This window comes from Micromonospora sp. NPDC052213, from assembly GCF_040679695.1.
GTDB lineage: Bacteria > Actinomycetota > Actinomycetes > Mycobacteriales > Micromonosporaceae > Micromonospora.
On the sequence record NZ_JBFAVI010000004.1, the window covers coordinates 16611 to 40210 of the forward strand.

Annotated in this window: 18 protein-coding genes and 1 pseudogene; 12 read left to right on the forward strand and 7 right to left on the reverse strand. The window is 71.7% G+C overall.

Annotated elements, in window-relative coordinates; genetic code table 11:
- Window positions 1-534: 534 nt before the first annotated feature.
- Together AB0L34_RS02015 and AB0L34_RS02020 are read right to left on the reverse strand one after the other, a co-directional pair.
- Window positions 535-720: pseudogene (locus AB0L34_RS02015) on the reverse strand (hypothetical protein); the annotation flags it as partial.
- A complete protein-coding gene (locus AB0L34_RS02020; RefSeq protein WP_363701101.1) occupies window positions 717-2387 on the reverse strand; it encodes a PspC domain-containing protein in 1671 nt (556 codons plus the stop codon). The gene AB0L34_RS02020 and the pseudogene AB0L34_RS02015, both read right to left, overlap by 4 nt.
- A 172-nt stretch (window positions 2388-2559) precedes the next feature.
- Here AB0L34_RS02020 and AB0L34_RS02025 point away from each other — a divergent pair, with 172 nt between their 5' ends.
- From AB0L34_RS02025 to AB0L34_RS02035, 3 genes are all read left to right on the forward strand, one after another.
- The gene (locus AB0L34_RS02025; RefSeq protein ID WP_363701103.1) at window positions 2560-3825 is read left to right on the forward strand and encodes a PspC domain-containing protein; all 1266 of its coding nucleotides are present in this window, start codon (window positions 2560-2562) and stop codon (window positions 3823-3825) included.
- Window positions 3825-4511, forward strand: a complete 687-nt coding sequence (locus tag AB0L34_RS02030; RefSeq protein WP_363701105.1) for a response regulator transcription factor — start codon at window positions 3825-3827, stop codon at window positions 4509-4511. The genes AB0L34_RS02025 and AB0L34_RS02030 overlap by 1 nt, the downstream gene beginning before the upstream one ends.
- Window positions 4512-4699: 188 nt before the next feature.
- On the forward strand, window positions 4700-5854 hold the full coding sequence (locus tag AB0L34_RS02035; protein WP_363701107.1) for a Cys-Gln thioester bond-forming surface protein: 1155 nt from the start codon (window positions 4700-4702) through the stop codon (window positions 5852-5854).
- Between the two features lie 76 nt (window positions 5855-5930).
- Here AB0L34_RS02035 and AB0L34_RS02040 read toward each other — a convergent pair whose 3' ends face one another.
- A complete protein-coding gene (locus tag AB0L34_RS02040) occupies window positions 5931-6665 on the reverse strand; it encodes a PIG-L deacetylase family protein (protein WP_363701109.1) in 735 nt (244 codons plus the stop codon).
- Window positions 6666-7095: 430 nt separating this feature from the next.
- Here AB0L34_RS02040 and AB0L34_RS02045 point away from each other — a divergent pair, with 430 nt between their 5' ends.
- The 5 genes from AB0L34_RS02045 (at window position 7096) to AB0L34_RS02065 (ending at window position 12920) form a co-directional block, all read left to right on the forward strand.
- Window positions 7096-8739, forward strand: coding sequence for an ABC transporter substrate-binding protein (locus AB0L34_RS02045; RefSeq protein ID WP_363701111.1), 1644 nt, complete (start codon window positions 7096-7098; stop codon window positions 8737-8739).
- A gap of 146 nt (window positions 8740-8885) precedes the next feature.
- Entirely contained in the window at window positions 8886-9812 is a 927-nt protein-coding gene (locus AB0L34_RS02050) for an ABC transporter permease (RefSeq protein WP_363701113.1), read from the forward strand.
- 75 nt (window positions 9813-9887) lie between these two features.
- Entirely contained in the window at window positions 9888-10865 is a 978-nt protein-coding gene (locus AB0L34_RS02055; RefSeq protein WP_350704004.1) for an ABC transporter permease, read from the forward strand.
- A gap of 26 nt (window positions 10866-10891) precedes the next feature.
- Window positions 10892-11914, forward strand: coding sequence for an ABC transporter ATP-binding protein (locus tag AB0L34_RS02060; protein ID WP_363701217.1), 1023 nt, complete (start codon window positions 10892-10894; stop codon window positions 11912-11914).
- A complete protein-coding gene (locus AB0L34_RS02065) occupies window positions 11907-12920 on the forward strand; it encodes a dipeptide ABC transporter ATP-binding protein (RefSeq protein ID WP_363701115.1) in 1014 nt (337 codons plus the stop codon). Before AB0L34_RS02060 ends, AB0L34_RS02065 begins: the two co-directional genes overlap by 8 nt.
- A 203-nt stretch (window positions 12921-13123) precedes the next feature.
- Here AB0L34_RS02065 and AB0L34_RS02070 read toward each other — a convergent pair whose 3' ends face one another.
- Together AB0L34_RS02070 and AB0L34_RS02075 are read right to left on the reverse strand one after the other, a co-directional pair.
- Window positions 13124-13513, reverse strand: a complete 390-nt coding sequence (locus AB0L34_RS02070) for a chorismate mutase (protein WP_363701117.1) — start codon at window positions 13511-13513, stop codon at window positions 13124-13126.
- A gap of 266 nt (window positions 13514-13779) precedes the next feature.
- Window positions 13780-15627: a bifunctional metallophosphatase/5'-nucleotidase gene (locus AB0L34_RS02075; protein WP_363701119.1), complete on the reverse strand. Its 1848-nt coding sequence runs from the start codon at window positions 15625-15627 to the stop codon at window positions 13780-13782.
- Between the two features lie 333 nt (window positions 15628-15960).
- On the opposite strand from AB0L34_RS02075, the gene pcrA reads away from it, so the two are divergent.
- Window positions 15961-18366 (forward strand): DNA helicase PcrA, encoded by a 2406-nt coding sequence (pcrA, locus tag AB0L34_RS02080; RefSeq protein ID WP_363701121.1) that lies wholly within the window; start codon window positions 15961-15963, stop codon window positions 18364-18366.
- A 58-nt stretch (window positions 18367-18424) separates the two neighbouring features.
- Here the strand turns inward: pcrA and AB0L34_RS02085 are convergent, their stop codons facing one another.
- Entirely contained in the window at window positions 18425-19186 is a 762-nt protein-coding gene (locus AB0L34_RS02085) for a peptidoglycan DD-metalloendopeptidase family protein (protein ID WP_363701123.1), read from the reverse strand.
- Between the two features lie 273 nt (window positions 19187-19459).
- Window positions 19460-20179, reverse strand: a complete 720-nt coding sequence (locus AB0L34_RS02090) for a M23 family metallopeptidase (RefSeq protein WP_363701125.1) — start codon at window positions 20177-20179, stop codon at window positions 19460-19462.
- A 441-nt stretch (window positions 20180-20620) separates the two neighbouring features.
- Here AB0L34_RS02090 and AB0L34_RS02095 point away from each other — a divergent pair, with 441 nt between their 5' ends.
- From AB0L34_RS02095 to sucD, 3 genes are all read left to right on the forward strand, one after another.
- Window positions 20621-21025 (forward strand): cobalamin B12-binding domain-containing protein, encoded by a 405-nt coding sequence (locus AB0L34_RS02095; protein ID WP_350684229.1) that lies wholly within the window; start codon window positions 20621-20623, stop codon window positions 21023-21025.
- Between the two features lie 502 nt (window positions 21026-21527).
- Window positions 21528-22706: an ADP-forming succinate--CoA ligase subunit beta gene (gene sucC / locus AB0L34_RS02100; RefSeq protein ID WP_363701127.1), complete on the forward strand. Its 1179-nt coding sequence runs from the start codon at window positions 21528-21530 to the stop codon at window positions 22704-22706.
- 2 nt (window positions 22707-22708) lie between these two features.
- Window positions 22709-23596: a succinate--CoA ligase subunit alpha gene (gene sucD, locus AB0L34_RS02105; RefSeq protein ID WP_363701129.1), complete on the forward strand. Its 888-nt coding sequence runs from the start codon at window positions 22709-22711 to the stop codon at window positions 23594-23596.
- Window positions 23597-23600 lie beyond the last annotated feature (4 nt).

The window sequence follows — 23600 nt, forward strand, 5'->3', positions numbered from 1 at the left end:
GACCGCCACGGCGGCGCGGTCCGGCCGCCTCGGCGGCCACGTCGGCGCGGTCCGGCCGGCGGAGGCGAGATCTTCACCGGCCAGCATAGGCGGCTGCGGAGGCGGGCCGCACCGCTGTGGTCAGCCGCGCGGGCGCTCCTCGCCGGACGGCGCGCCGCCGACCGGGCCGGGCCGGCCGTCCTCGTCGGCGGGCCGGTCCTCGACCGCGTCGGGGCGGACGTCGGTGACCGCCTCGGTGGGCGACTCGTCGGCGTCGTCCCCGGTCCGTGGGCCGGCCGTTGGCGTGCCCGACATCGGCGCGGACACCTCCCACTCGGACGGCCCGCCCCAGTCGGACCGCTGGCCCCAGTCGGACCGCCCGGTGCCCCATGCCGCCGGCTCGTCGGCCGGGGCCGGCCGGTCGAGGTCCCACCGGGTCGGGTCGACGTCGGCGGTGTGCCGGTCCGGCTCGTCACCGGCGGTTTCGGCGGCCGGCTGGGCGGAGGTGGGCCCGACGCCGTCCGGGGTGGGGGCCGCGTCCTTTCCGGTCGCGGCGGAGCGCCCGGAGCGCAGCGCGCCCACCAGGCCCAGGAGGCCGATCACGATCAGCGCGCCGGCCAGGAACCAGCCGACGGGTGGCAGGGCGAGCCCGAGCAACTTGGCGAGCAGCCACCACGCGGCGAGCCCGACGAAGATCAGCCCGAAGGCGAACGACACGATGTCGGTGCGGTGGGCCTTCACCGGATCACCTCCAGGTTGCCGGCGTTCACGTGGACGTAGAGGCGCAGCGTGCCGCCGCCGGCGCCGTCGGCACCCAGGTCGGTCGTCTCCCGGAGCGGGCCGTCCAGCCCGCCGGAGCGCTTGCCGAAGACGACCGCGTCACCGGCGTTGACGTCGGTCACCGTGGTGACGTCGACGTTCGGCGGCACCACCACGGTGCACTCGCCGAAGTTGACGGAGACCGTGATCTCGGTGTTCTTCTTGTCGAAGTCGACCGCCCGCAGGTCGAGGGTCGCGTCGCCGAAGCTGTTCTCGTACCGGACGGCGAGGTCGCGGTGGTCGGTGGGGGCCCAGGTCACGTTGCCGTCGACGCCCCGGACCCGGTCGTAGGACTCGGCCACGGTGGCCACCCCGAGGGCGGCGGCGGCCACCACGCCGAGCGCGATCAGCCACCGGGCCCGCCCGAACCAGGTGCCGACCAGCAGGCCGAGCCCGATGGTGGCCAGGGTGGCGGCGAAGTACGCCGACGCCCCGACGTCGAAGACGTCCAGCAGGTCGACGACGGCGACCATGCCGAGGGCGAGGAAGATCAGCGAGAAGGTCACCGCGCCGAGCGGGGAGCGCTCACGTGGGCGCTTCGGCGGCTTCGGCGGTCGCGGCGGCAGTGGCGGCAGCGGCGGGATGCCCGCCTGGCCGGCGTACGGGCCGTGCGGGGCGAACGGGGGCCGGTAGCCCGGCGGCAGGGGCGCGGGGCGGGCCGGTGCGCCCCCCGAGGTCGCGGCGGGCCAGCCGGACGTGGGCGCGGCCGGCGGCCAGCCGGCGCTCGGCGTACCCCCGGGGACGGGGGCCGGCGCGGGCGGGGCGGTCGGCGCGGGCGGGGCGGCCGGCGGCCAGGCGGGCAGCTCGGCGGTCGGCTGGCCGGTGACCGGGACGCCACCCGCGGGCGCGGCCGGGGCCGGGGCTCCGCCGGGGGCCACGGCGACGCTCGGCGGGGCCTGGTACGCGGCCGGCGCGGGATAGCTGACCGGCGGCACCGGGCCGGGCGGGGCGGCCGGTGCGGGCGGGACCGGGCCGGCCGGCATGGCCCCGGTGCCCCGGTTGTCCCGGTTGAGCATCAGCGCCCCGCCGATCAGGATCGTGGCGCCGAGCAGCACCGCCCGGAACGCGTCGGTGACGATGTAGCCGAAGCTGATCGCGACCAGGATGCTGAGCACGATCACGGTGACCGGGGACATGCTGGACCGGCCCCGACCGAGCATCGACTCGACGGGGGAGGCGCTGTCCCCCTCGCCCGGGATGATCAGCCAGGCGGTGACATAGACCAGGATGCCGATGCCGCCGAAGAAGCCGAGCACGGCGAGGAGCACCCGCCAGAGCACCGGGTCGGTGTTGGTCGCCCGGCCGATCGCCGCGCAGACGCCGGCCAGGTAGCGGCCGTCGCGGGGGCGGACCAGCCCGTACCGGGAGGTGAAGCCGACGCCGCCGGACGGCGGCTGCGGCCCGGCGCCCGGATCCACGCCCGGCCCGGCGCCGGGCGGCGGCGTCCACCCGGCGGCGCCCGGCGCGGCCACCGGCGGCGGCGCCCCGGAGGCGGTGGACGCGGTCCCGTCGGCGGGCGTCGCGGCGGGCGGCGGTCCACCCGGCTGTGCCGCCCCGGGACGGGGGGACTGGGCAGCTTCCTCGGTCATGCCCTCGATCCTGCTGCCCCGACCGCCCGGACGACCTCAGGACCCGACCCTGACCCCACCCTGAGATCCCGGCGGTCGGAATGTCGGGGGCGTCCCCGTGGCCGGGTGGCGGCGCGGCGTGTGACGATCGAACCGGCGCCGGCAGCGGACGGTCGCCCGCCCCGTGCCCGTCGTGACCAGGGAGCCTCCGATCGACGCCGTGACCCAGCCACCTCGCCTCTACCGCGCCCCCGAGCACCGGATGGCCGCCGGGGTGGCCGCCGGCATCGCCGACCACCTCGGCATCTCCGTGCTGCGGGTGCGGGTCGCCTTCATGGTGCTGCTCGGGCTGAGCGGTCTCGGCCTGCTGCTCTACGCGGCCTTCTGGGCGGTCGTGCCGCTGCGGCCCGGCGACACCGCCGTACCGCCCCGCCGGGACGTCGCCCAGCTGCTGCCGTTCGTGGCGATCGGCCTCGGCGTGCTGCTGGTGCAGATGATGGTCTTCGACTCGGTCGGCGCGGCCGGCACCGCCGGGTGGCTGGTCGCGATCATCGCGGTCGGCGCCGGGGTGATCTGGCACCAGTCGGCCCCGGAGCGGCGGCGGCAGTGGGGCGACTCCATGCCGGTGCCGTGGCTGGGCGCGGTGGTGGAGGAGAGCGACCGGCGGGCCTTCGTGCTCCGGTTCATCGGCGGCGGGGTGCTCGTCGCGGTCGGCATCATCGGCGTCGCCGCGGTCTACTCCCCGGCGCAGAACTTCGACGCGGTGCTCAACGGCGTGATCTTCGCCCTGGTCGGGCTCGCCGGGGTCGGGGTGGTGGCCGCGCCGGTGCTGTGGCGGACGTTCAACCAGCTCCGCTCGGAGCGCGAGGGGCGCATCCGCGAGCAGGAGCGGGCCGAGCTGGCCGCGATGGTGCACGACCAGGTGCTGCACACCCTGGCCCTGATCCAGCGCAACGCGGCCGACGTGAAGACGGTCCAGCGCCTCGCCCGGGGGCAGGAACGCTCCCTGCGCAACTGGCTCTACAAGCCCACCGGGTCGCCGACCGAGCGCTTCGCCGCCGCGCTGGAGCAGGCCGCCGCCGAGGTCGAGGACACCTTCGCGATCACCGTCGAGGCGGTGGTGGTCGGCGACCGGGAGACCGACGAGCGGGTCGGCGCGCTGGTCGCGGCCGGGCGCGAGGCGCTGGTGAACGCCGCCCGGCACGCCGGGGTGCAGACGGTTTCGCTGTACGCCGAGGTCGAGCCGGACCAGGTCAGTGTCTTCGTCCGGGACCGGGGGAAGGGCTTCGACCCGGATACGGTGGAGGATCACCGGCACGGCGTCCGGGGCTCGATCATCGGGCGGATGAAGCGGCACGGCGGCCGGGCGGAGATCCGGTCCGAGCCGGGGGAGGGGACCGAGGTCCGGTTGATCCTGCCGATCTCCCGGGACTCGTCCACGGCGGAAAGGGACAAGTGATGACCGAGCAGTCGATGGAACCGGTCGAGGGAGCGGGTGCCGGCGCGGGGCGGCTGCGGGTCTTCCTCGTCGACGACCACGCCATGTTCCGCGCGGGGGTCCGCGCCGAGCTGGGTGCGCACGTCGAGGTGGTGGGGGAGGCGAGCACGGTCGGCGAGGCGGTCACCCGGATCGCCGCCACGCTGCCCGACGTGGTGCTGCTCGACGTGCACATGCCGGACGGCGGCGGTCGCGCGGTGCTGGAGGCGATGCGGCGTACCCATCCGCAGGTCAAGTTCCTGGCGTTGAGCGTCTCGGACGCGGCGGAGGACGTGATCGGGCTGATCCGGGCCGGCGCGCGGGGCTATGTCACCAAGACGATCTCCCCGGAGGAATTGGCCGCCGCGATCCGCCGGGTGGCCGACGGCGACGCCGTGTTCAGCCCCCGGCTGGCGGGGTTCGTGCTGGACGCGTTCGCGGCCCGTCCGGACGCGCCGGTGGCCGATCCGGAGCTGGACCAGCTCACCAACCGCGAGCGCGAGGTGCTGCGGCTGCTCGCCCGGGGGTACGCCTACAAGGAGATCGCCAAGGAGCTCTACATCTCGATCAAGACGGTCGAGACGCACGTGTCGAACGTGCTGCGCAAGCTCCAGATGTCCAACAGGTACGAGTTGTCCCGCTGGGCGGCCGACCGCCGGCTCGTGTGATCCACCTCTTTTCCCCACCATTTCGGGCGGAAGCGACGAACCTGGCCCTCAGGGGCTGACAAACGATCAATTCCCGCCCCATAATGCCCCGTCGCGTTCTCGCGTGCGGGTGGTGCGAACCCGCGGGAATGCGGCTTCGCTCACCCGCCGTTCGGCGGGTCACCCCTGGGGAGAGGTACGCGAATTTGATGTTCGGACAACGAGGACGGCGCTGGGCGCGAATCGCCCTGGCGACCGTCGCCGGTGGTGCGCTGGCGCTCGGCTTCACCGCGCCGGCCGCCGCCGAGACGACCGGCGTGGCCACGTCGGCGGGCGGCAGCGTCAAGCTGCTGCTCGACGGAAAGCCGAAGAGCGCCGGCGGGCTGGCGCTGAAGATCGACGGGAAGCTCGTCCCGGCCTTCTGCATCGACTACCACACCAACGTGGCGATCGACGGCAAGTACAAGGAGGGCACCTGGGACGAGTCCCAGGTGAAGAACCTCGGCAAGGTGCAGTGGGTGCTTACCCACGGCTACCCGAACGCCGACTCGGCGACGCTGCTGGCCGCCGCCGGCGCTGCCGTCCCCGAGAAGGCCGACGCCAAGAAGCTGCTCTACTTCGGCACCCAGACCGCCATCTGGCACTTCAGTGACGGGATCACCCTCGGTGACTGGGTCAAGGACAAGGGCCTGCTCGGCAAGCAGCAGTACGACGTGGTCAAGCGGGTCCACGACTACCTCGTCGCCAACGCCACCGACCAGCCCGAGCCGAAGGCCGAGCTGAGCGTCGACCCGGCCAGCGCCAAGGCCACGGTCGGCGAGAAGGCCGGCCCGTTCACGGTCAAGGGCCCGGCCGGCGACATCGCCGTCGCGGTCAGCGGCGGCTCGGCGGTCGACGCCGAGGGCAAGCCGGTCACCACGACCACCAACGGTGGGCAGTTCTGGCTGACCGCGGACGGCGCCGGCGAGGTCGAGGCGACCGTCTCCGCCAAGGGCTCGGTCTCCTTCGGCCGGGTCTTCCTCTTCACCGGCGAGAAGGCCGCGCAGAAGCTGATCCTCGGTGGCAGCACCGGTGAGACCGTGACCGCCAAGGCCGAGGCCACCTTCGCCGCGGCCCCGACCGGGTCGCCGTCGCCGAGCGCGCCGGCCGAGTCGCCCTCGCCGAGCGCCCCGGCGGAGTCGCCGTCGCCGAGCGCCCCGGCCGAGAGCCCGGCACCGTCGACCTCTCCCGCCAGTAACGGCGGGGACCTGCCGCTGACCGGCTCCCCGACCGCCGCCGCGATCGCGGCCGGTGTGGCGCTGCTGGCCGCGGGCGCGGTCACCGTGCTGGTGGTCCGCCGTCGCAAGCTGCGCTTCACGGCCTGACCGACGTCCGTTCCGCGGCTCCGGCCCCGGCACCCGCTCCGCGCGGTGCCGGGGCCGGACCTGTCCGGCGGTCAGGTCACCCGGTACGCAGCACGGTGAACGCCTCGGCCAGCCGGCCGGCCGGCAGCCCGGCCGCGTCGGCCGTCGTGGTGAGCTGGTCCCGAACCCAGGTCTCCACGTCCATCCGCGCGGTCTGCGAGCGGTGCGCGCGCATCGCGGCGACCTTGCGCGCGTACTGCCCGGTGACGTCGACGGTGTGGTCCGGCGCCGGGCCGCCGGCGTACCAGATCTCCCGGACCACCCACGGCTGGAGCCCCTCGGCCAGCAGCTCGGGGTGGGCGCACGGGTTGCGCGCGTCCGGGTAGACCGCGCAGGTCGTGGCCTCGCCGACGGCGAGGTGGTCGGGGTGGCCCGGCCCGGCGAGGTGTTCCCATCGGCGCAGCGGCGAGCTGGTCAGCACCCGGTCGGGCCGGTGCCGGCGGATCGCCGCGGTGACGTCCCGGCGCAGGTCGGGCGTCGGGGCGAGGGCGCCGTCGACGTACCCGTCGAGGAATTCCACCTGCCGTACGCCGACCGCGGCGGCGGCCGCCCGCTGCTCCTCCTCCCGCAGCCGGGTCACCGACCCGCGACCGGTGCCGTCGCAGCCGCCCGCCTCGCCCCGGGTGACGATCAGGTACGCGACCTCGATGCCCTCCTCCACCCAGTTGGCCATTGTGCCCGCACAGCCGAAGTCGATATCGTCCGGATGGGCAAAAACTGCCAGCGCCCGGACGACGTCCGAAAGTGCGGGAGCGGACGCGGGAAAGCTCACAAGCGTCGAGCGTACGCCCGGGGCGTTGATCCCGCAGAACCGTGTCTTTCCTGCTCAGAGCAGTACGACTGGCACCGATCATGATCTTTTTTCAAGTATCGGCAACGTGGCGAGCAACTAACGGCTTGATAACGGCACCTTCACGGAACGGGCCGGTAAGTGTCACAGTGGCAGCACCTCACCCCTCGAGTGAGGCACTCCGTACGGCCTGACGACCACGGCCGCCGTCTGTGAACGGTGTTCCGTGGTGGTCTCGCGTGCGCGGTGCCGAGCCCGGCGGGCGGGGTGGCCCGGCGGATCGGTACAACATCTTGTCCCGTTTCACTGCGGTGAAACCGGCGTCCCGCGCTGCGGGCCGGCGGACGCGTCACCCCCCTTGCGTGCGTGAAACCCACGACGGAACCAGGTTAGAAAGAGGAGGCCCCTCGGAATGAGAGTCTCGAAGCGGGCAAGCAGCGCGGTCGCGCTGGGCGCGGCGTTCGCGCTCGTCGCGTCCGGTTGCTCGAGCAGCGACAGCGACGGCGGCGACGCCGGCGCCAGCGCCGACGGCGCGATCACCATCGAGGGCACCCAGCCGGAGAACGGCCTGGTCCCGTCGAACACCACCGAGACCGGTGGCGGCAAGATCATCGACTGGATGTGGACCGGTCTGGTCGAGTACCCGAACGACGGCAGCGCTCCGCGCAACGCTCTCGCCGAGTCGATCGAGACGACCGACTCCAAGGTCTACACCATCAAGATCAAGAAGGACACGAAGTTCCACGACGGCACCGTCGTCAAGGCCAAGAACTTCGTGGACGCCTGGAACTGGGGCGCCTACTCGCCGAACGGTGCGCAGAACGGCAGCTTCTTCGCCGACATCCAGGGCTTCGGGGACGTCAACACCGAGGACCCGGACGGCGCCGAGGGCCCGCAGAAGGCCCCCGAGCCCAAGGCCAAGGAGATGTCCGGCCTGAAGGTCGTCGACGACTGGACCTTCGAGGTCACCCTCGCCGCGCCGACCGCCGTGTTCCCGACCAAGCTCGGCTACAGCACCTTCATGCCGCTGCCGGACGCGTTCTTCACCCAGGGCGCCGAGGCGTTCGGCAAGAAGCCGATCGGTAACGGCCCGGTCAAGTTCGTGTCGTGGGAAGACGACGTCCAGATCAAGCTGACGCGCTTCGACGACTACACGCTGCGCGACAAGATGAAGATCAAGGACGTCACGCTCAAGATCTACCAGGACGACACGGCGGCCTACAACGACCTGCTCGCCGGCAACATCGACTTCATGCAGCAGGTTCCGGTCTCCTCGCTCGCGGGCGACAAGTGGAAGCAGGACCTGACCGACCGGGCGATCTCCTCGACCACCCCGTCGACCGGCATCATCGCCTTCCCGATCTACGACAAGCGCTTCCAGAACGCCAAGCTGCGCAAGGCGATCTCGATGTCGATCAACCGCCAGGAGATCAGCGACAAGATCTTCTTCGGCAACCGGAAGCCGGCCGACAGCTGGGCCAACCCGCTGACCCCGGGCGCCAAGCCGGGTAACTGCACCGCCTGCCAGTTCAACGTCGACGAGGCCAAGAAGCTCCTGAACGAGGCCGGCGGCTTCACCGGCGAGCTGGTCATGTACTACAACGCCGACGCCAGCCACAAGGAGTGGATGGAGGCCGTCGCGCAGCAGGTCAAGACCAACCTGGGCATCAACGCCCGCGCCGAGGGCATGCCGACCTTCGCGGTGTTCCGCCAGAACATCAACGCCCACAAGATGAAGGGCATGTACCGCGCCGGCTGGCAGCAGGACTACCCGGACGTGGAGAACTGGGTCAACCCGCTCTACGTGAAGGGTGGCTCCTCGAACGACGGTCTGTACAGCAACCCGCAGGTCGACGCCCTGGCCAAGGAGGCCAGCTCCGCGCCGAGCCTGGAGGCCGCGCACGAGAAGTTCGCTCAGGCGGTCGCCATCATCGACCAGGACGTTCCCACGGTCCCGATCTACTTCGGCGGTCAGCAGTCCGGCCACTCGGAGAAGATCAAGAAGCTCGAGCTGACCAACGTCGGCGAGCTGGACCTCACCTCGGTCGAGCTCTGATCCGAACGGTCTGACCCCGGGTCGGGCTCACCTACCGGTGGGCCCGACCCGGGCCGTTCCGTGAGGGAGTGTTACAACAGTCCCTCGCCACGTCCGTCATCCCCGTGTCGGCCGTCCGACGCGCCCCCTGTCTGGAGGACCACCCCATGGGCCGTTATCTGTTGAGACGGCTGCTCCAACTCATCCCGGTCTTCATCGGAACGACGTTCCTGATCTACTGGCTGGTCTGGTCGGTGCCCGGCGACCCGTTCGCCGGCAAGTGCGGCGAACGCGCCTGCCCGGACGCCTACGTCAACATGATGACCGAGAAGTTCAAGCTGGATCAGTCCATCTGGGTGCAGTACGGCAACTACATGCAGAACCTGTTCCAGGGCGACTTCGGGCAGACGTTCGGCGGCCGGGAGATCGGCGACATCATCGCCACGTCGTACCCGAACACTTTGAAGCTGGCCCTGGTGGCCCTCGTCATCGAGGCGGTCATCGGCCTCACCGCGGGTGTGCTGACCGGCCTGCGCCGTAACGGCTTCCTGGACAACCTGGTCCTGGTCTCCAGCCTCTTCCTGATCGCGCTGCCGATCTTCGTCATCGGCTTCGTGCTCCAGTGGGTGCTCGGCGTGCAGTGGAGCGTCATCAAGCCCACCGTCTCCAGCGAGATGCGCATCTCGGAGCTGATCGTGCCCGGCTTCGTGCTGGGTAGCGCCTCGATGGCGTACATCGCCCGGGTCGCCCGGACGAGCATCGCGGAGAACCGGCGCGCCGACTACGTCCGCACCGCGATCGCCAAGGGCCTGCCGATGCGGCGGGTGGTCGGGGTGCACCTGCTGCGCAACTCCCTCATCCCGGTGGTCACCCTGCTCGGCACCGACCTCGGTGCCCTGATGGGTGGCGCGATCGTGACCGAGGGCATCTTCCAGATCAACGGGATCGGCCGCCAGGTCTTCCGCGCGATCGTCACCAAGGAGAGCGCTACGGTTGTCTCCATCGTGGTGGTCCTGGTGCTGGTCTACCTGGTCATGAACCTCGTGGTGGACCTGCTCTACGCCGCCCTGGACCCGAGGATCCGCTATGAGTGAGCGCAGCGAACGAAACTTGGTCATTGCAGCGTGCCCGGGCACCCACGCCCGGGTCGAGCGGAGCGAGGTGCCGGCATGAGCGACCCCAGTGCCGCGTCGATCGTCAGTACGCCCCCGGCCACCGCGCCGACCGAGCTGGGCGCGCCCACCAACGCGGGCCAGCCGGAGAACGCCCGCAAGGAGAAGCCGCGCGGCCTGCTCGGCGACGCCTGGCTCATCCTGCGTCGCAAGCCGCTGTTCTGGATCTCCGCGACGTTCATCGTCATCTTCCTGGTGATGACCGCCTTCCCGTCGCTGTTCAGCTCCGGCGACCCGGCGAACGGTGACCTGAAGAACAGCCTCGTCGGCCCGTCGTCGGAAGCCTGGTTCGGCTACGACTTCCAGGGGCGCGACGTCTACGCCCGGGTGATCTACGGCGCCCGCGCCTCCATCGTGGTCTCCGTGCTCTCGGTGCTCGGCGTGCTGCTGATCGGTGGCGCGATGGGCATCATGGCCGGCTACCGGGGCGGCTGGGTGGACGCCCTGCTCTCCCGCGTCGCCGACGTCTTCTTCGGCCTGCCCTTCGTGCTGGGCGCCATCGTCATCCTGACGACCTTCAACGGGTCGGGCACGAGCAACAGCAAGGCCGAGATCATGGCCCTGGTGAGCATGTCCCTGGTCGTGCTGGGCTGGCCGGTCGTGATGCGGCTGATGCGCTCCTCGGTGCTGGCCACCAAGGAGGCCGACTACATCGTCGCCGCCCGGGCGCTGGGTGCCGGCACCGGCCGGATCATCCTCAAGCACCTGCTGCCGAACAGCCTCGCGCCGCTGCTGGTCTACGGGACGATCCTGGTCGGTTCGTTCATCGGCGCCGAGGCGACGCTGTCCTTCCTGGGCGTCGGCCTGAAGAGCCCGGTGGTCTCCTGGGGCATCATGATCAACGAGGCCCAGTCCCTCATCCGGGTCGCGCCGTACCTGCTCTTCTTCCCGGCCGCCTTCCTCGTCACCGCCGTGCTGAGCTTCGTGGTGCTCGGTGAGACGGTCCGCGAGGCCCTCGATCCGAAACTCCGCTAGGGGCGATTCAGTTGTCCGACATTCTCGTGTCCGAGCAGTCCGCGGCGGGTACCTCCGGTCGCCCCTCCGGCCGTCTGCTCGAGGTCGACGACCTCCGCGTGGAGTTCCGCACCCGGGACGGCGTCGCGAAGGTCATCAACGGGGTCACGTACCACGTCGACGCGGGGGAGACCCTCGCCGTGCTCGGCGAGTCCGGCTCCGGTAAGAGCGTCACCGCGCAGACCATCATGGGCATCCTGGACACGCCGCCCGGTTTCGTCACCGGCGGTCAGGTCCGCTTCCACGGCAAGGACATGCTGAGGATGTCCTTCGAGGAGCGTCGCCGCATCCGCGGTGAGGGGATCGCCATGATCTTCCAGGACGCGCTCTCCGCGCTCAACCCGGTTTTCACCGTCGGCTTCCAGATCGCCGAGCAGTTCCGGGTGCGGCGCGGCATGAGCCGTGCCGACGCCAAGAAGCGCGCGATCGAGATGCTCGACCAGGTCAAGATCCCGAACGCCAAGGGCCGGTTCAGCAACTACCCGCACCAGTTCTCGGGTGGTATGCGGCAGCGCGCCATGATCGCGATGTCGCTGGCACTGGACCCGGAGGTGCTGATCGCGGACGAGCCGACCACCGCGCTGGACGTGACGGTGCAGGCCCAGATCATGGACCTGCTCGCCGAACTCCAGCGGGAGCGGCAGATGGGCATGATCCTGATCACCCACGACCTCGGCGTGGTCGCCGACGTCGCGGACCGGATCGCGGTCATGTACGCGGGTCGCATCGTCGAGGAAGCCAACGTGTACGACCTGTACGCCAAGCCGGCGCACCCGTACACGATCGGTCTGATCAACTCGATTCCCCGGCTGGACGAGAAGGGGCAGCAGCTCCGGACCATCAAGGGCCTCCCGCCGAACCTGATGAACATCCCGCCGGGCTGCCCGTTCAACCCGCGCTGCCCCATGGCGCAGCCGGTCTGCCGGGAGAAGGTCCCGCCGCTGCTGCAGGTGGGTGCCGGCCGGGCCAGCGCCTGCCACTTCGCCGAGGAGCTGGTGAACCGTGACTGAGAACATCCTCGAGGTCCGTGACCTGGTCAAGCACTACCCGGTGACCCGGGGTGTGGTCTTCAAGAAGACCATCGGCCAGGTCAAGGCGGTGGACGGGGTCTCCTTCGACCTCAAGGCCGGCGAGACCCTGGGTGTGGTCGGCGAGTCCGGCTGCGGCAAGTCGACCCTGGCCCGGGTCCTGATGAACCTGGAGCGGCCGACCTCCGGCAGCGTGCTCTACAAGGGCCAGGACATCTCCAAGCTCTCCGGTGGGGCGCTGCGGCGGCTGCGCCGGCAGATCCAGCTCGTGATGCAGGACCCGTACACCTCGCTGAACCCCCGGATGACGGTCGGCGACCTGATCGGCGAGCCGTTCGAGATCCACCCGGAGGTGGCGCCGAAGGGCAGCCGCCGGGGCAAGGTGATGGAACTGCTCGATCTGGTGGGTCTGAACCCGGAGCACATCAACCGGTACCCGCACCAGTTCTCCGGCGGTCAGCGGCAGCGCATCGGCATCGCCCGGGCGCTCGCCCTGCGGCCGGAGATCATCGTCTGCGACGAGCCGGTGTCGGCGCTGGACGTGTCGATCCAGGCGCAGGTGATGAACCTGTTGGAGCAGCTCCAGGGCGAGTTCGGCCTGTCGTACGTGTTCATCGCGCACGACCTGTCGGTGGTCCGGCACCTGTCGGACCGGGTCGCGGTGATGTACCTCGGCAAGATCGCGGAGATCGGCACCGAGGACGAGATCTACGAGCGGCCGACCCACCCGTACACCCAGGCGCTGCTGTCGGCGGTGCCAGTGCCGGACCCGACCGTCCGCGAGAACAAGGCGATCATCCGCCTCACCGGCGACGTGCCGTCGCCGGTCAGCCCGCCCTCGGGCTGCCGGTTCCGGACCCGCTGCTGGAAGGCGCAGGACGTCTGCGCCGAGCAGGTCCCGCTGCTGGAGATCAGGTCGGGCTCGGACCACCCGAGCGCCTGCCACTTCGCCGAGAAGCGGGAGATCGTGCAGACGCACGAGGTGTGACAACCACGGAACCGCCTGCCGACGTCACCGCGACGACGGCAGGCGGTTCCGTCGTTTCCGGGCGGGCGCGGCGGCCGGCGGCCGGGACGCGACCACCGCGCCGCACGGTCCGCAGCGGCGGCGAGAACCGGGCCGGTAGTCGGCCAGGCCCCCTGCCGCCTGCCGCGCCGCGCCGCCCGCCCGTCGCGCCGTCCCGGTACGCCTCACAGGGGGCCGCGGCCGGCGCGGAGCAGCAGCAGCGCGAGCTGCGTGCCGTCGGCGCCGAGGGCGACCCGGAAACGCTCCAGGATCTCCCGCTCCCGGGAGAGCACGAGCCGGGTGCCGCCGGAGGCCATCCGGGTCGCCCCGACCTCCTGGGAGAGGCGGGCCCGCTCCTGCCACAGCTCGATGAGCGCCCGGTCGATCTCGTCGATCCGTTCCCGGATCTCCACGATCCGGGCGGCCGCGCCCGGCTCCGCGGTGCCGGTGCGCGCCTCCGGCTTCGCGTCGTCGGCGCCGCCAGGCGTGTCGACCTGGCCGGATGCCCCCGGGTCGGGCCGGCCCGCCCCGGGCCGCGTCAGGCTGCCGTTGGACTCCACCACGTCTGTCATCATCGGGTACCCCTCGCCGTCAGGTGCCCGGTGCCCGGATCCCGGGACGGAGAAAGCCCCGGGCTCCAGGAGCCCGGGGCTTCTCGTAGGTCTGTTGATCAGGCGCGACCCACGGCTGCCGGACTCCCGGTGCCGTAGTAAAAGTAGAAGCGCTGACCGAACACGCCGTCGAGTATGCCGACCCAGGGCCGGCGCGCGCAAGGATTCGGACGGACACGTGGCCGGCGGCACGGTCCCGGCGCCGTCGGCGACGCCGGGACCGTGCCCGCTCAGCCGAGGCGGGTGATGCGGTCGGCTGGCCCGGGGGCGACCGGCTCGCCGGCGCCCAGGTACGCGATCAGCGCGTCGACGTCGAAGCCGGGGGCCGTGCTGCGGCCGGTGCCGGCGCGCAGCTCGGTGAAGCCGTCCCCGCCGTTGGCCAGGAAGTCGTTCGTGGTGACCCGGTAGCTGGCCGCCGGGTCGACCGGCACGCCGTCGAGCGCCAGGGCGCTCACCCGCGAGCCCGCCGGGGCGGTGGCGTCGTAGGAGTAGGTCAGCCCGGCGGAGACCTGGAGGATGCGCTGGGTGGTCTGCCCGTTGAAGCCGACGAACTGCTGCTCCAGCACGTTGCGTAGCTGGGCGCCGGTGAGGGTCTGGGTGACCACCAGGTTGTTGAACGGCTGGACGGTGAACGCCTCGCCGTACGTGATCTCGCCCGGCGCCTCGCCGGCGGAGGCGGCGTACGGCAGCGACGCCCGGATGCCGCCCGGGTTCATCAGCGCGATCTGCGCCCCGGCCGACCGGGTGTACGCGAGCTGCGCGTCGGCGATCACGTCACCGAGCGGGCTCTCGCCGTTGGGGCGGGCGTCGCGGACGATGTCGGCCGACACCCGGCCCACCACCCGGTTGGCGATGGGCGCCACGGCCGCCCGGTACTTGTCGGCCAGCGCCTTGGCGGCCGGGTCCACCAGGTCGGGGTTGCGCACGTACGTGCCCGGCGCGCTCTGCTGCCAGGTGCCGTCCGGGTTGCGGACGCCGTTCTCGACGACCACGTTGCGGGCGGAGATGCCGGTGAACCGGCCGGTGCGCCGGTCCAGCGAGTAGTCCACGTCGGTGATCAGCTGGCCGTTGTTGCCGGCGCTGGTGACGACGCTCTGCGCGCCGGAGGAGTTCGGCAGGGAGCAGGAGTAGAAGCGGTGCGTGTGGCCGGAGACGACCAGCCCGAACTCCGGCCGCAGGCCGCGGACGATGTCCACGATCGGGCCGGAGAAGTTCGCGCAGTCCGAGACGCCCGGCGTGGCCGGCGGCGGCGACTGCGCGCCGCCCTCGTGCACCAGCAGCACCATCGCCTTGACGCCGAAGAGCTTGAGCAGCCCGCCCCACTTGTTGGCGGTCGCCACCTCGTCGGTGAACCGCACCGAGGCGATGCCGGCCGGGTTGACGATGTCCGGGGTGCCTTCCAGGGTCACGCCGACGAAGCCGACCGGCACGCCGCCGACGAACTTCACGTCGACCGGGGGCAGGATCGGCAGCCCGGTCGTCCTGCTGACGGTGTTGGCGGCGAGGTACGTGAACTTCGCGCCGGCGAAGCCGTCCCCGTCCTGGCAGCCGTCGACCGGGTGGCAGCCGCCCTTGTTGATGCGGATCAGCTCGTCGACGCCCTCGTCGAACTCGTGGTTGCCGACCGAGCTGATCTCCAGCCCGATCTCGTCCATCAGCTCGATGGTCGGTTCGTCGTGGAAGGCGGCGCTGACCAGCGGGGTGGCGCCGATCAGGTCGCCGGCCCCGACGGTGGTGGTGACCCGCCCCTCGGCGGCGGCCTCGGCGCGCAGCCGCTTCAGCCAGGTGGCGAGGTACTCCACCCCGCCGGCCGGGGTGCCGTTGACCACCGCGCCGTTGCCGCCGGGCGGGTCGATGGCGCCGTGGAAGTCGTTGTAGCTGAGGAAGTTGCCCTTGACCTCCCCGCCGGTGGGGGTGGCGTAGGAGACCGAGACGGGGGCGAGGGCGGCCCACGGGTCGTCGGCGGGGGCCGGGGCGGGCCGGGACGCGGTGGGCAGCGTGGCGACGACGGCCAACGCGAGGGCGGGCACGGCGAGGTGACGCAGCGCCGCCCGACCGCGCGAACGCGGCTGAGTCATGGTCGTTCTCCCAGTCGTGTACGGGGGAAGGAGCCGGATTTTCACCGTCATCGTTCTGTACCCGGGCCGGCGGCACCAGACGGGACAGGGTGACATCTTCGTCTCAACCTGGCCCGCCCCGCCGGATCCGCCTGGCCCCTGCCGGATCCACCCGGCACGCCGCGCCGGATCGGCCCGCGCCCGGTCGCCCGTCCGGTCGCTCCGGCGGTCGCTCCGGTGGTCGCTCAGGCAGGTCCGGGCCGTCGGCTCGGCCGGTCCACCGGTGACGGCCCGGTCGCGCCGGGGTCCACGCGGCGGGGAAGTGTCCGGCCGGCGGCATAGACTCGCCGTGCGATGCATCCTCTCTTCGACATCCCCGTGTCCCCGCCCGCGCCGGCGCCTGCCCCGACCCCGCCGCACCGGCCGGGGTCCGCCGCCGCCCGCCTCGACCCGCAGGCCCTGGTCGAGGGCCTCAACGGGCCGCAGCGCGACGCCGTCACCCACGCCGGCTCGCCGCTGCTGATCGTGGCTGGCGCCGGTTCGGGCAAGACCCGGGTGCTCACCCACCGGATCGCCTACCTGTTGGCCGCCCGGGACGTGCACCCCGGCGAGATCATCGCGATCACCTTCACCAACAAGGCCGCCGGCGAGATGAAGGAGCGCGTCGCGCACCTCGTCGGCCCGCGCGCCCGGCTGATGTGGGTGTCGACGTTCCACTCCGCGTGCGTGCGCATCCTGCGCGCCGAGCACGAGCACGCCGGGCTGAAGTCGACCTTCTCGATCTACGACGCGGACGACTCCCGTCGGCTGATGCAGATGGTCGCCCGGGAGCTCGACCTCGACCCGAAGCGCTACCCGGCGCGCGGGCTCGCCGCCCAGGTCTCCAACCTGAAGAACGAGCTGGTCGACCCGGAGGAGTTCGCGGGTCGCGCCAAGGGCCCCAACGAGCGGGCGCTGGCGGAGGCCTACACGCTCTACCAGCGGCGGCTGCGCGAGGCGCACGCGCTCGACTTCGACGACCTGATCATGACGACGGTGCACCTGCTCCAGTCCCACCCGCACGTCGCGGAGAGCTACCGCCGGCGGTTCCGGCACGTGCTGGTCGACGAATACCAGGACACCAACCACGCCCAGTACGTGCTGATCAAGGAGCTGGTCTCGGGCACGGAGGGGGTCGAGCCGGCGGAGCTGTGCGTGGTCGGCGACGCCGACCAGTCCATCTACGCGTTCCGCGGCGCGACGATCCGCAACATCCTGGAGTTCGAGCGCGACTTCAGCGACGCCCGCACGATCCTGCTGGAGCAGAACTACCGCTCGACCCAGACGATTCTCAACGCCGCCAACGCGGTGATCGACCGCAACACCTCGCGCAAGCCGAAGCGGCTGTGGAGCGAGGCGGGCGCCGGCGAGCGGATCGTCGGCTACGTGGCGGACACCGAGCACGCCGAGGCCGACTGGGTGGCCCGGGAGATCGACCGGCTGGTCGACGCCGACGAGACCCGCCCCGGTGACGTGGCCGTCTTCTACCGCACCAACGCCCAGTCCCGGGTCTTCGAGGAGGTGTTCATCCGGGTCGGCCTGCCCTACAAGGTGGTCGGCGGGGTGCGCTTCTACGAGCGCAAGGAGGTCCGCGACGCGTTGGCCTACCTGCGCGCGGTGGTCAACGACGACGACACGGTCAGCCTGCGCCGGATCCTCAACACCCCCCGACGGGGCATCGGCGACCGCGCCGAGGCGTGCGTGGAGGCCCTGTCCAGCCGGGACCGGATCTCCTTCGGCGCGGCGCTGCGGCGGGCGAAGGACGCCCCGGGCATCTCCACCCGGGCGGCCAACGGCATCGCGGACTTCGTCGACCTGCTCGACGGCGCCCGCGAGATGGCCGAGACCGGCACCCCGGAGGAGGTGCTGGAGGCGCTGCTGACCCGCTCGGGCTACCTCACCGAGTTGGAGGAGAGCCTCGACCCGCAGGACGCCGGTCGGGTCGACAACCTCCAGGAGCTGGTCAGCGTCGCCCGGGAGTACACGGAGCGGATCGAGGCGACCGGCGAGGAGGGGGAGCGGGCCACCGTGGCGGGCTTCCTGGAGCAGGTCGCGCTGGTCGCCGACGCCGACCAGGTGCCGACCGACGACCCGGACCACCAGGGCGTGGTCACCCTGATGACGCTGCACACCGCCAAGGGGCTGGAGTTCCCGGTCGTCTTCCTGACCGGCCTGGAGGACGGCGTCTTCCCGCACCTGCGCTCGCTCGGCGACACCCGGGAGCTGGAGGAGGAGCGCCGGCTGGCGTACGTGGGCATCACCCGGGCCCGCCAGCGCCTCTACCTCTCCCGGGCGGTGACCCGCTCGGCGTGGGGGCAGCCGTCCTACAACCCGCCGTCCCGGTTCCTGGAGGAGTTGCCGCCGGAGCTGGTCCGCTGGGAGCGCACCGAGGGGTCGTACACCTCGTGGGCCGGCGGGGGCGGCGGCGTCGGGGGCCGCGCGGACCGTGTGCCCGGCGGGCGCGGCGGCTTCAACGGCGGCACCCCCAAGGCCGCCCAGTTGGCGAAGCGGCTCGGCGTCGACGCCAGCCGCCTGACCACGGCGAGCGAGCTGCCGCAGGGCCCGAAGGTGTCCGCCGGCGACCGGGTCAACCACCAGCGCTACGGCCTGGGGCGGGTGCTCGCGGTGGAGGGGCACGGCCCGGGCGCCCGGGCGCAGATCGACTTCGGTGACCAGACGATGTGGCTGGTGCTGCGGCACGCGCCGATCGACAAGCTCTGAGACGGGCCACGGCCCGGCCCGGCGGTACGCCGGACCGGGCCGTCCCGGTCGGTACGGGTCAGCAGGCCACGTCGATGCCCCGGGCGCGCAGGAACGGCGCGGGGTCGATCTGGTTCCACATCTGGCCCTGGTGGACCTCGAAGTGCAGGTGCGGCCCGGTGGAGTCACCGGTGGAGCCCTCCAGGCCGATGGTCTCGCCGGCGCCCACCTTGTCGCCCACGCCCACCTTTGCGGTGCTGAGGTGGGCGTAGTGGGTCAGGTAGCCGTTGCCGTGGTCGACGACGACGGAGATGCCGTACCCGTCGCCGACGTCGCCGGCCTTGGTGACCGTGCCGCCGAAGGCGGCGCGGACCGGGGTGCCGGCGGGCAGCGCGAAGTCGATGCCGGCGTGCAGGGTGCCCCAGCGCGGGCCGTAGCAGGAGGTGATCGCGGCGCCCTTCATCGGGACGACCCAGCTCGGCTTCGGCTTGCTGGTCTTCTTCGGCGTCGGCTTGGCGGTGGTCGCCTTCGGGCTGGGCTTCGCCGACGGGCTGGCCGTCGTGGGGCTCGGCGTCGGGCTGGCCGAGGGGGTGGCCGGAACGGCCGACTCGCGGGCGGACCGGTCGGCGCGGTCGGCGGCCTCGGCGCGGGCCTGCGCGTCGAGGGAGACGGCGGCCGGGACGGAGGGCTCGTCGTTGCCGGTGGCCGCGAAGGCGGCCCCGCCGAGACCGAGGCCGACCAGGGCCGCCGCGGCGACGATCACTCGGGTGCGGCCGCCGGCCCGCCTCCGGTGCCGGGCGGGGGCGTCGGGGGTGTTCTCGTTCTGAATGTCTTCCTGCACGGCGGACCTTCACTGATCGAGGGGCACTTGACCTCGAAATACTGGTGTCGGCGGCGTCGGCAGCGGGTAGGGGGATCGGGTCGGGACGGAGCGACGGTGGCCGGTGCCGTCCGTTAACTCCCGAGTTGGGGCTTTGGTAGCGATAAGTGATCATGGGCGGCCGTGGCACCGGTCACACTCGCGACTGTGACCCAGCAGACTTTCGCCTGCTGCTGGCCGACGAAAAACCGCCCGGATCGACAGATCCGGGCGGTCAACGATCGGTACTCAGCGTCAGGACGCGGCTGCGTCGTTGTAATATGCCTCGGTTTGTAGCTTGATGTCCACTCCGCGCTCCTGGAGCCACGGCACCGGGTCGCGCGGCTCGCCCTTGACATGGACCTCCAGGTGGAGGTGCGAGCCGTAGGAGTGGCCGGTGTTGCCGACGAGCCCGAGCTGGTCGCCCGCCTTGACCTGCTGCCCCTGCTGCACGCTCAGCGCGGAGGAGTGGCCGTAGATCGCCTCGCTGCCGTCGGCGTGCTGGACGATCACCGTGTAGCCGTAACCGCCGAACCAGCCGGCCTTGGTGACGGTGCCGCCGTGGATGGCGACGTAGGGCGTGCCCTCGGGGGCGACCAGGTCGACGCCGGTGTGCAGCTTGCCCCAGCGCATGCCGTAGGGCGTGTTGAACTCGAAGCTCTCCAGGGGGAGCCGCCAGACCTCGCGTTCGGCGGCGTCCTCGGCTCCGGCGGCGCGGGTGCTGTCGCGGGAGGCGCGGTCGGCGGCGTCGGCGCGGGCCGCGGCGTCCTGACTCAGGGTCGAGGCGGCCTTCAGCTCGTCGAGGACCGACGGGTCGACGCTCTTCGCGTCCGGCATGGCGCTCGCGCCGAGCGCGACGACACCGGCCCCGACGAGGGCGGTGGTGACGACGGCGGCGTAGCGGCTACGCGGGGGGGTGGGTACGCGACGGCGGCCGCGATATCGATCGGGCTCAGACGACAGGCGCTGGCGCACGCACACCCTCCGTTGTCGGGGATCCGATGCGGCTTCCTCGACGCTCGTGAAACTCCGATGAACGTCGGCTGGCCGCGTCGTCACCCGTCCGTGGACCTGATGACAACCGTGGACACGGTAGCCAACCACCAGGCCCGTCACAAGCCGAAGCGCCGAATTGCTCCTGCGTTCTGTCCCTTTGCGTCCGTGATTGTCATGCCTCGTTCCCGTCGAACGGCGCCCCCGTAACTGCCCGTTCGTCGCGCAGCGTGACCGAACGGCGGAGTCGTCCGGCTTGACGGCGGTGATCATCTACGGCATGCGTACCGTCTACGGCGGCAACCTCCCCCGGTGTCGCCGGCCGGTGTGCCGTGCGCTTCGCCGCCCGGATTTCCCGGGCCGGGCCGGGCGGGTTACCGTTCGTTCAGGTGAAGCCGCGGAGCCGGTGAAAGGGATGCGCAGATGAGCTCTCGTGTTCGGGTCGTCGTCGCCAAGCCGGGCCTGGACGGCCACGACCGTGGCGCCAAGGTCGTCGCGCGTGCCCTCCGGGACGCCGGTATGGAGGTCATCTACACCGGCCTGCACCAGACCCCGGAGCAGATCGTGGAGACCGCGATCCAGGAGGACGCCGACGCGGTCGGGCTCTCCGTGCTGTCCGGGGCGCACATGACGCTCTTCCGGCGGGTGGTGGAGCTGCTCGGTGAGCGGGACGCCCGCGACATCGTCGTCTTCGGCGGCGGCATCATCCCCGACGCGGACATCCCCGAGTTGCAGAAGCTGGGCGTCGCCAAGATCTTCACGCCGGGCGCCACCACCGCCTCGATCGTGGAGTGGGTCCGGGAGAACGTCGCGCAGCCGGTCGCCTGACCGTCGGTCAGCATCCCGGCCGAGGGCGAGGACGTGCTGTTCGCAGACCAGAAAGGTCGACGGGTCGCAGGCGACTCAGAGGCCGGTCGACGGGCTGACGTCGGACAGGGGGAGGGGCCGGACGCACCCCTCACACGTCCGGCCCCTCTATGCACGATGCCCCGCCGCCACCCCTCGACCGACAGGGCATCGGCCGTCTCCCGTCGCCGCGCTGCATCAGCGCTCCGACACCTGACTCAACGACGCCCCTGCGGAGGGGTTACGCAGCTCGGACAACATCGTCCGGACGGCTGACGTCGGGGCCGGAAGTCGCGGAAAGGCCCCGCGACGCCGCTGGTTGTGCATTACCGCACACCGCGCACCCGCTCGGTTGCGGCCGGTGTCCACCTCGCTAGGCTGCGCCCAATGGCCTGTTTCAACTGATGACAGGCGTCAAACTGTTTTCCATAACGCTGGTGGCGGCGCGACGGCGCGCCGCGGAGACGGGACGGGACGCGCAAACGTGGACCTGTACGAGTACCAGGGGCGGGACCTGTTCGAGCGGCACGGCTTGCCCGTGCTCGCCGGCGGCGTCGCCACGACCCCGGAGGAGGCCCGCGCGATCGCCGAACGCCTCGGCGGTCGGGTGGTCGTCAAGGCGCAGGTGAAGGTCGGCGGCCGGGGCAAGGCCGGCGGTGTGAAGCTGGCCGAGGGCGCGGATGAGACGGTGGCCCGGGCCACCGACATCCTCGGCATGGACATCAAGGGTCACACGGTCCACAAGGTCATGATCACCGTGACCGCGGACGTGGCCGAGGAGTACTACCTCTCCTACCTGCTCGACCGGGCGAACCGCACCTTCCTCTGCATCGCCAGCGTCGCGGGCGGCATGGACATCGAGCAGGTCGCCGCCGACACCCCGGAGAAGGTCGTCAAGGCCCCGATCGACGCCAACACCGGCGTCGACGAGGCGAAGGCGCGCGAGATCGTCGCCGCCGCCGGCTTCCCGGCCGAGGTCGCCGACCAGGTCGTCGAGGTCGCCGTGGGCCTGTGGAAGGCCTTCGTCGCCGAGGACGCCACGCTGGTCGAGGTGAACCCGCTGGCCAAGACCGGCGAGGGCAAGCTGCTGCTGCTCGACGCCAAGGTCACCCTGGACGAGAACGCCGGCTTCCGGCACCCGGACCACGAGGCGCTCGTCGACCAGGCCGCGGTGGACCCGCTGGAGCAGGCCGCCAAGGAGAAGGACCTCAACTACGTCAAGCTCGACGGCGAGGTCGGCATCATCGGCAACGGTGCGGGCCTGGTCATGTCGACCCTCGACGTGGTCGCGTACGCCGGCGAGCGGCACGGCGGCGTCAAGCCGGCCAACTTCCTCGACATCGGCGGCGGCGCGAGCGCCGCGGTGATGGCGAACGGGCTGGAGATCGTCCTGTCCGACCCGTCGGTGAAGAGCGTCTTCGTCAACGTCTTCGGCGGCATCACCGCCTGTGACGAGGTCGCCAACGGCATCGTGCAGGCGCTGGCCCTGCTCGAGCAGCGCGGCGAGAAGGTCACCAAGCCGCTGGTCGTCCGCCTCGACGGCAACAACGCCGAGGCCGGCCGGGCGATCCTCGACGGCGCGAACAACCCGCTGGTCCAGCGGGTGGACACGATGGATGGCGCGGCCGAGCGGGCCGCCGAGCTGGCGGCTGCGGGGGTCTGACAATGGCTATCTGGCTGACCAAGGACTCGAAGGTCATCGTCCAGGGGATGACCGGTTCCGAGGGTTCCAAGCACACCCGGCGGATGCTCGCCGCGGGCACCAACGTCGTCGGCGGCGTCAACCCGCGCAAGGCGGGCCAGACCGTCGACTTCGACGGCACCGAGCTGCCGGTCTTCGCCAGCGTCGCGGACGCGATGGCGCAGACCGGTGCCGACGTGACCGTGATCTTCGTGCCGCCGCAGTTCACCAAGGGCGCGGTCGTCGAGGCGATCGACGCCGGGATCGACCTGGCCGTGGTGATCACCGAGGGCGTGCCGGTGCACGACACCGCCGCGTTCTGGGCGTACAACGTGGCCAAGGGCGAGCGGACCCGGATCATCGGGCCGAACTGCCCGGGCATCGCCTCGCCGGGCGCCTCCAACGCCGGGATCATCCCGGCCGACATCACCGGCACCGGCCGCATCGGCCTGGTCAGCAAGAGCGGCACGCTGACCTACCAGATGATGTACGAGCTGCGCGACATCGGCTTCTCGACCTGCGTCGGCATCGGCGGTGACCCGATCATCGGCACCACCCACATCGACGCGCTGGCCGCGTTCGAGGCCGACCCGGACACCGACGCGATCGTCATGATCGGTGAGATCGGCGGCGACGCCGAGGAGCGGGCCGCCGAGTTCATCAAGGCGAACGTGACCAAGCCGGTGGTCGGCTACATCGCCGGCTTCACCGCGCCTCCCGGCAAGACCATGGGGCACGCCGGCGCGATCATCTCCGGCTCCGCCGGCACGGCCGAGGCCAAGAAGAGCGCGCTGGAGGCCGTCGGCGTCAAGGTCGGCAAGACGCCGACCGAGACCGCCAGGCTGATGCGGGAGATCATGTCCGCCGGCTGATCCA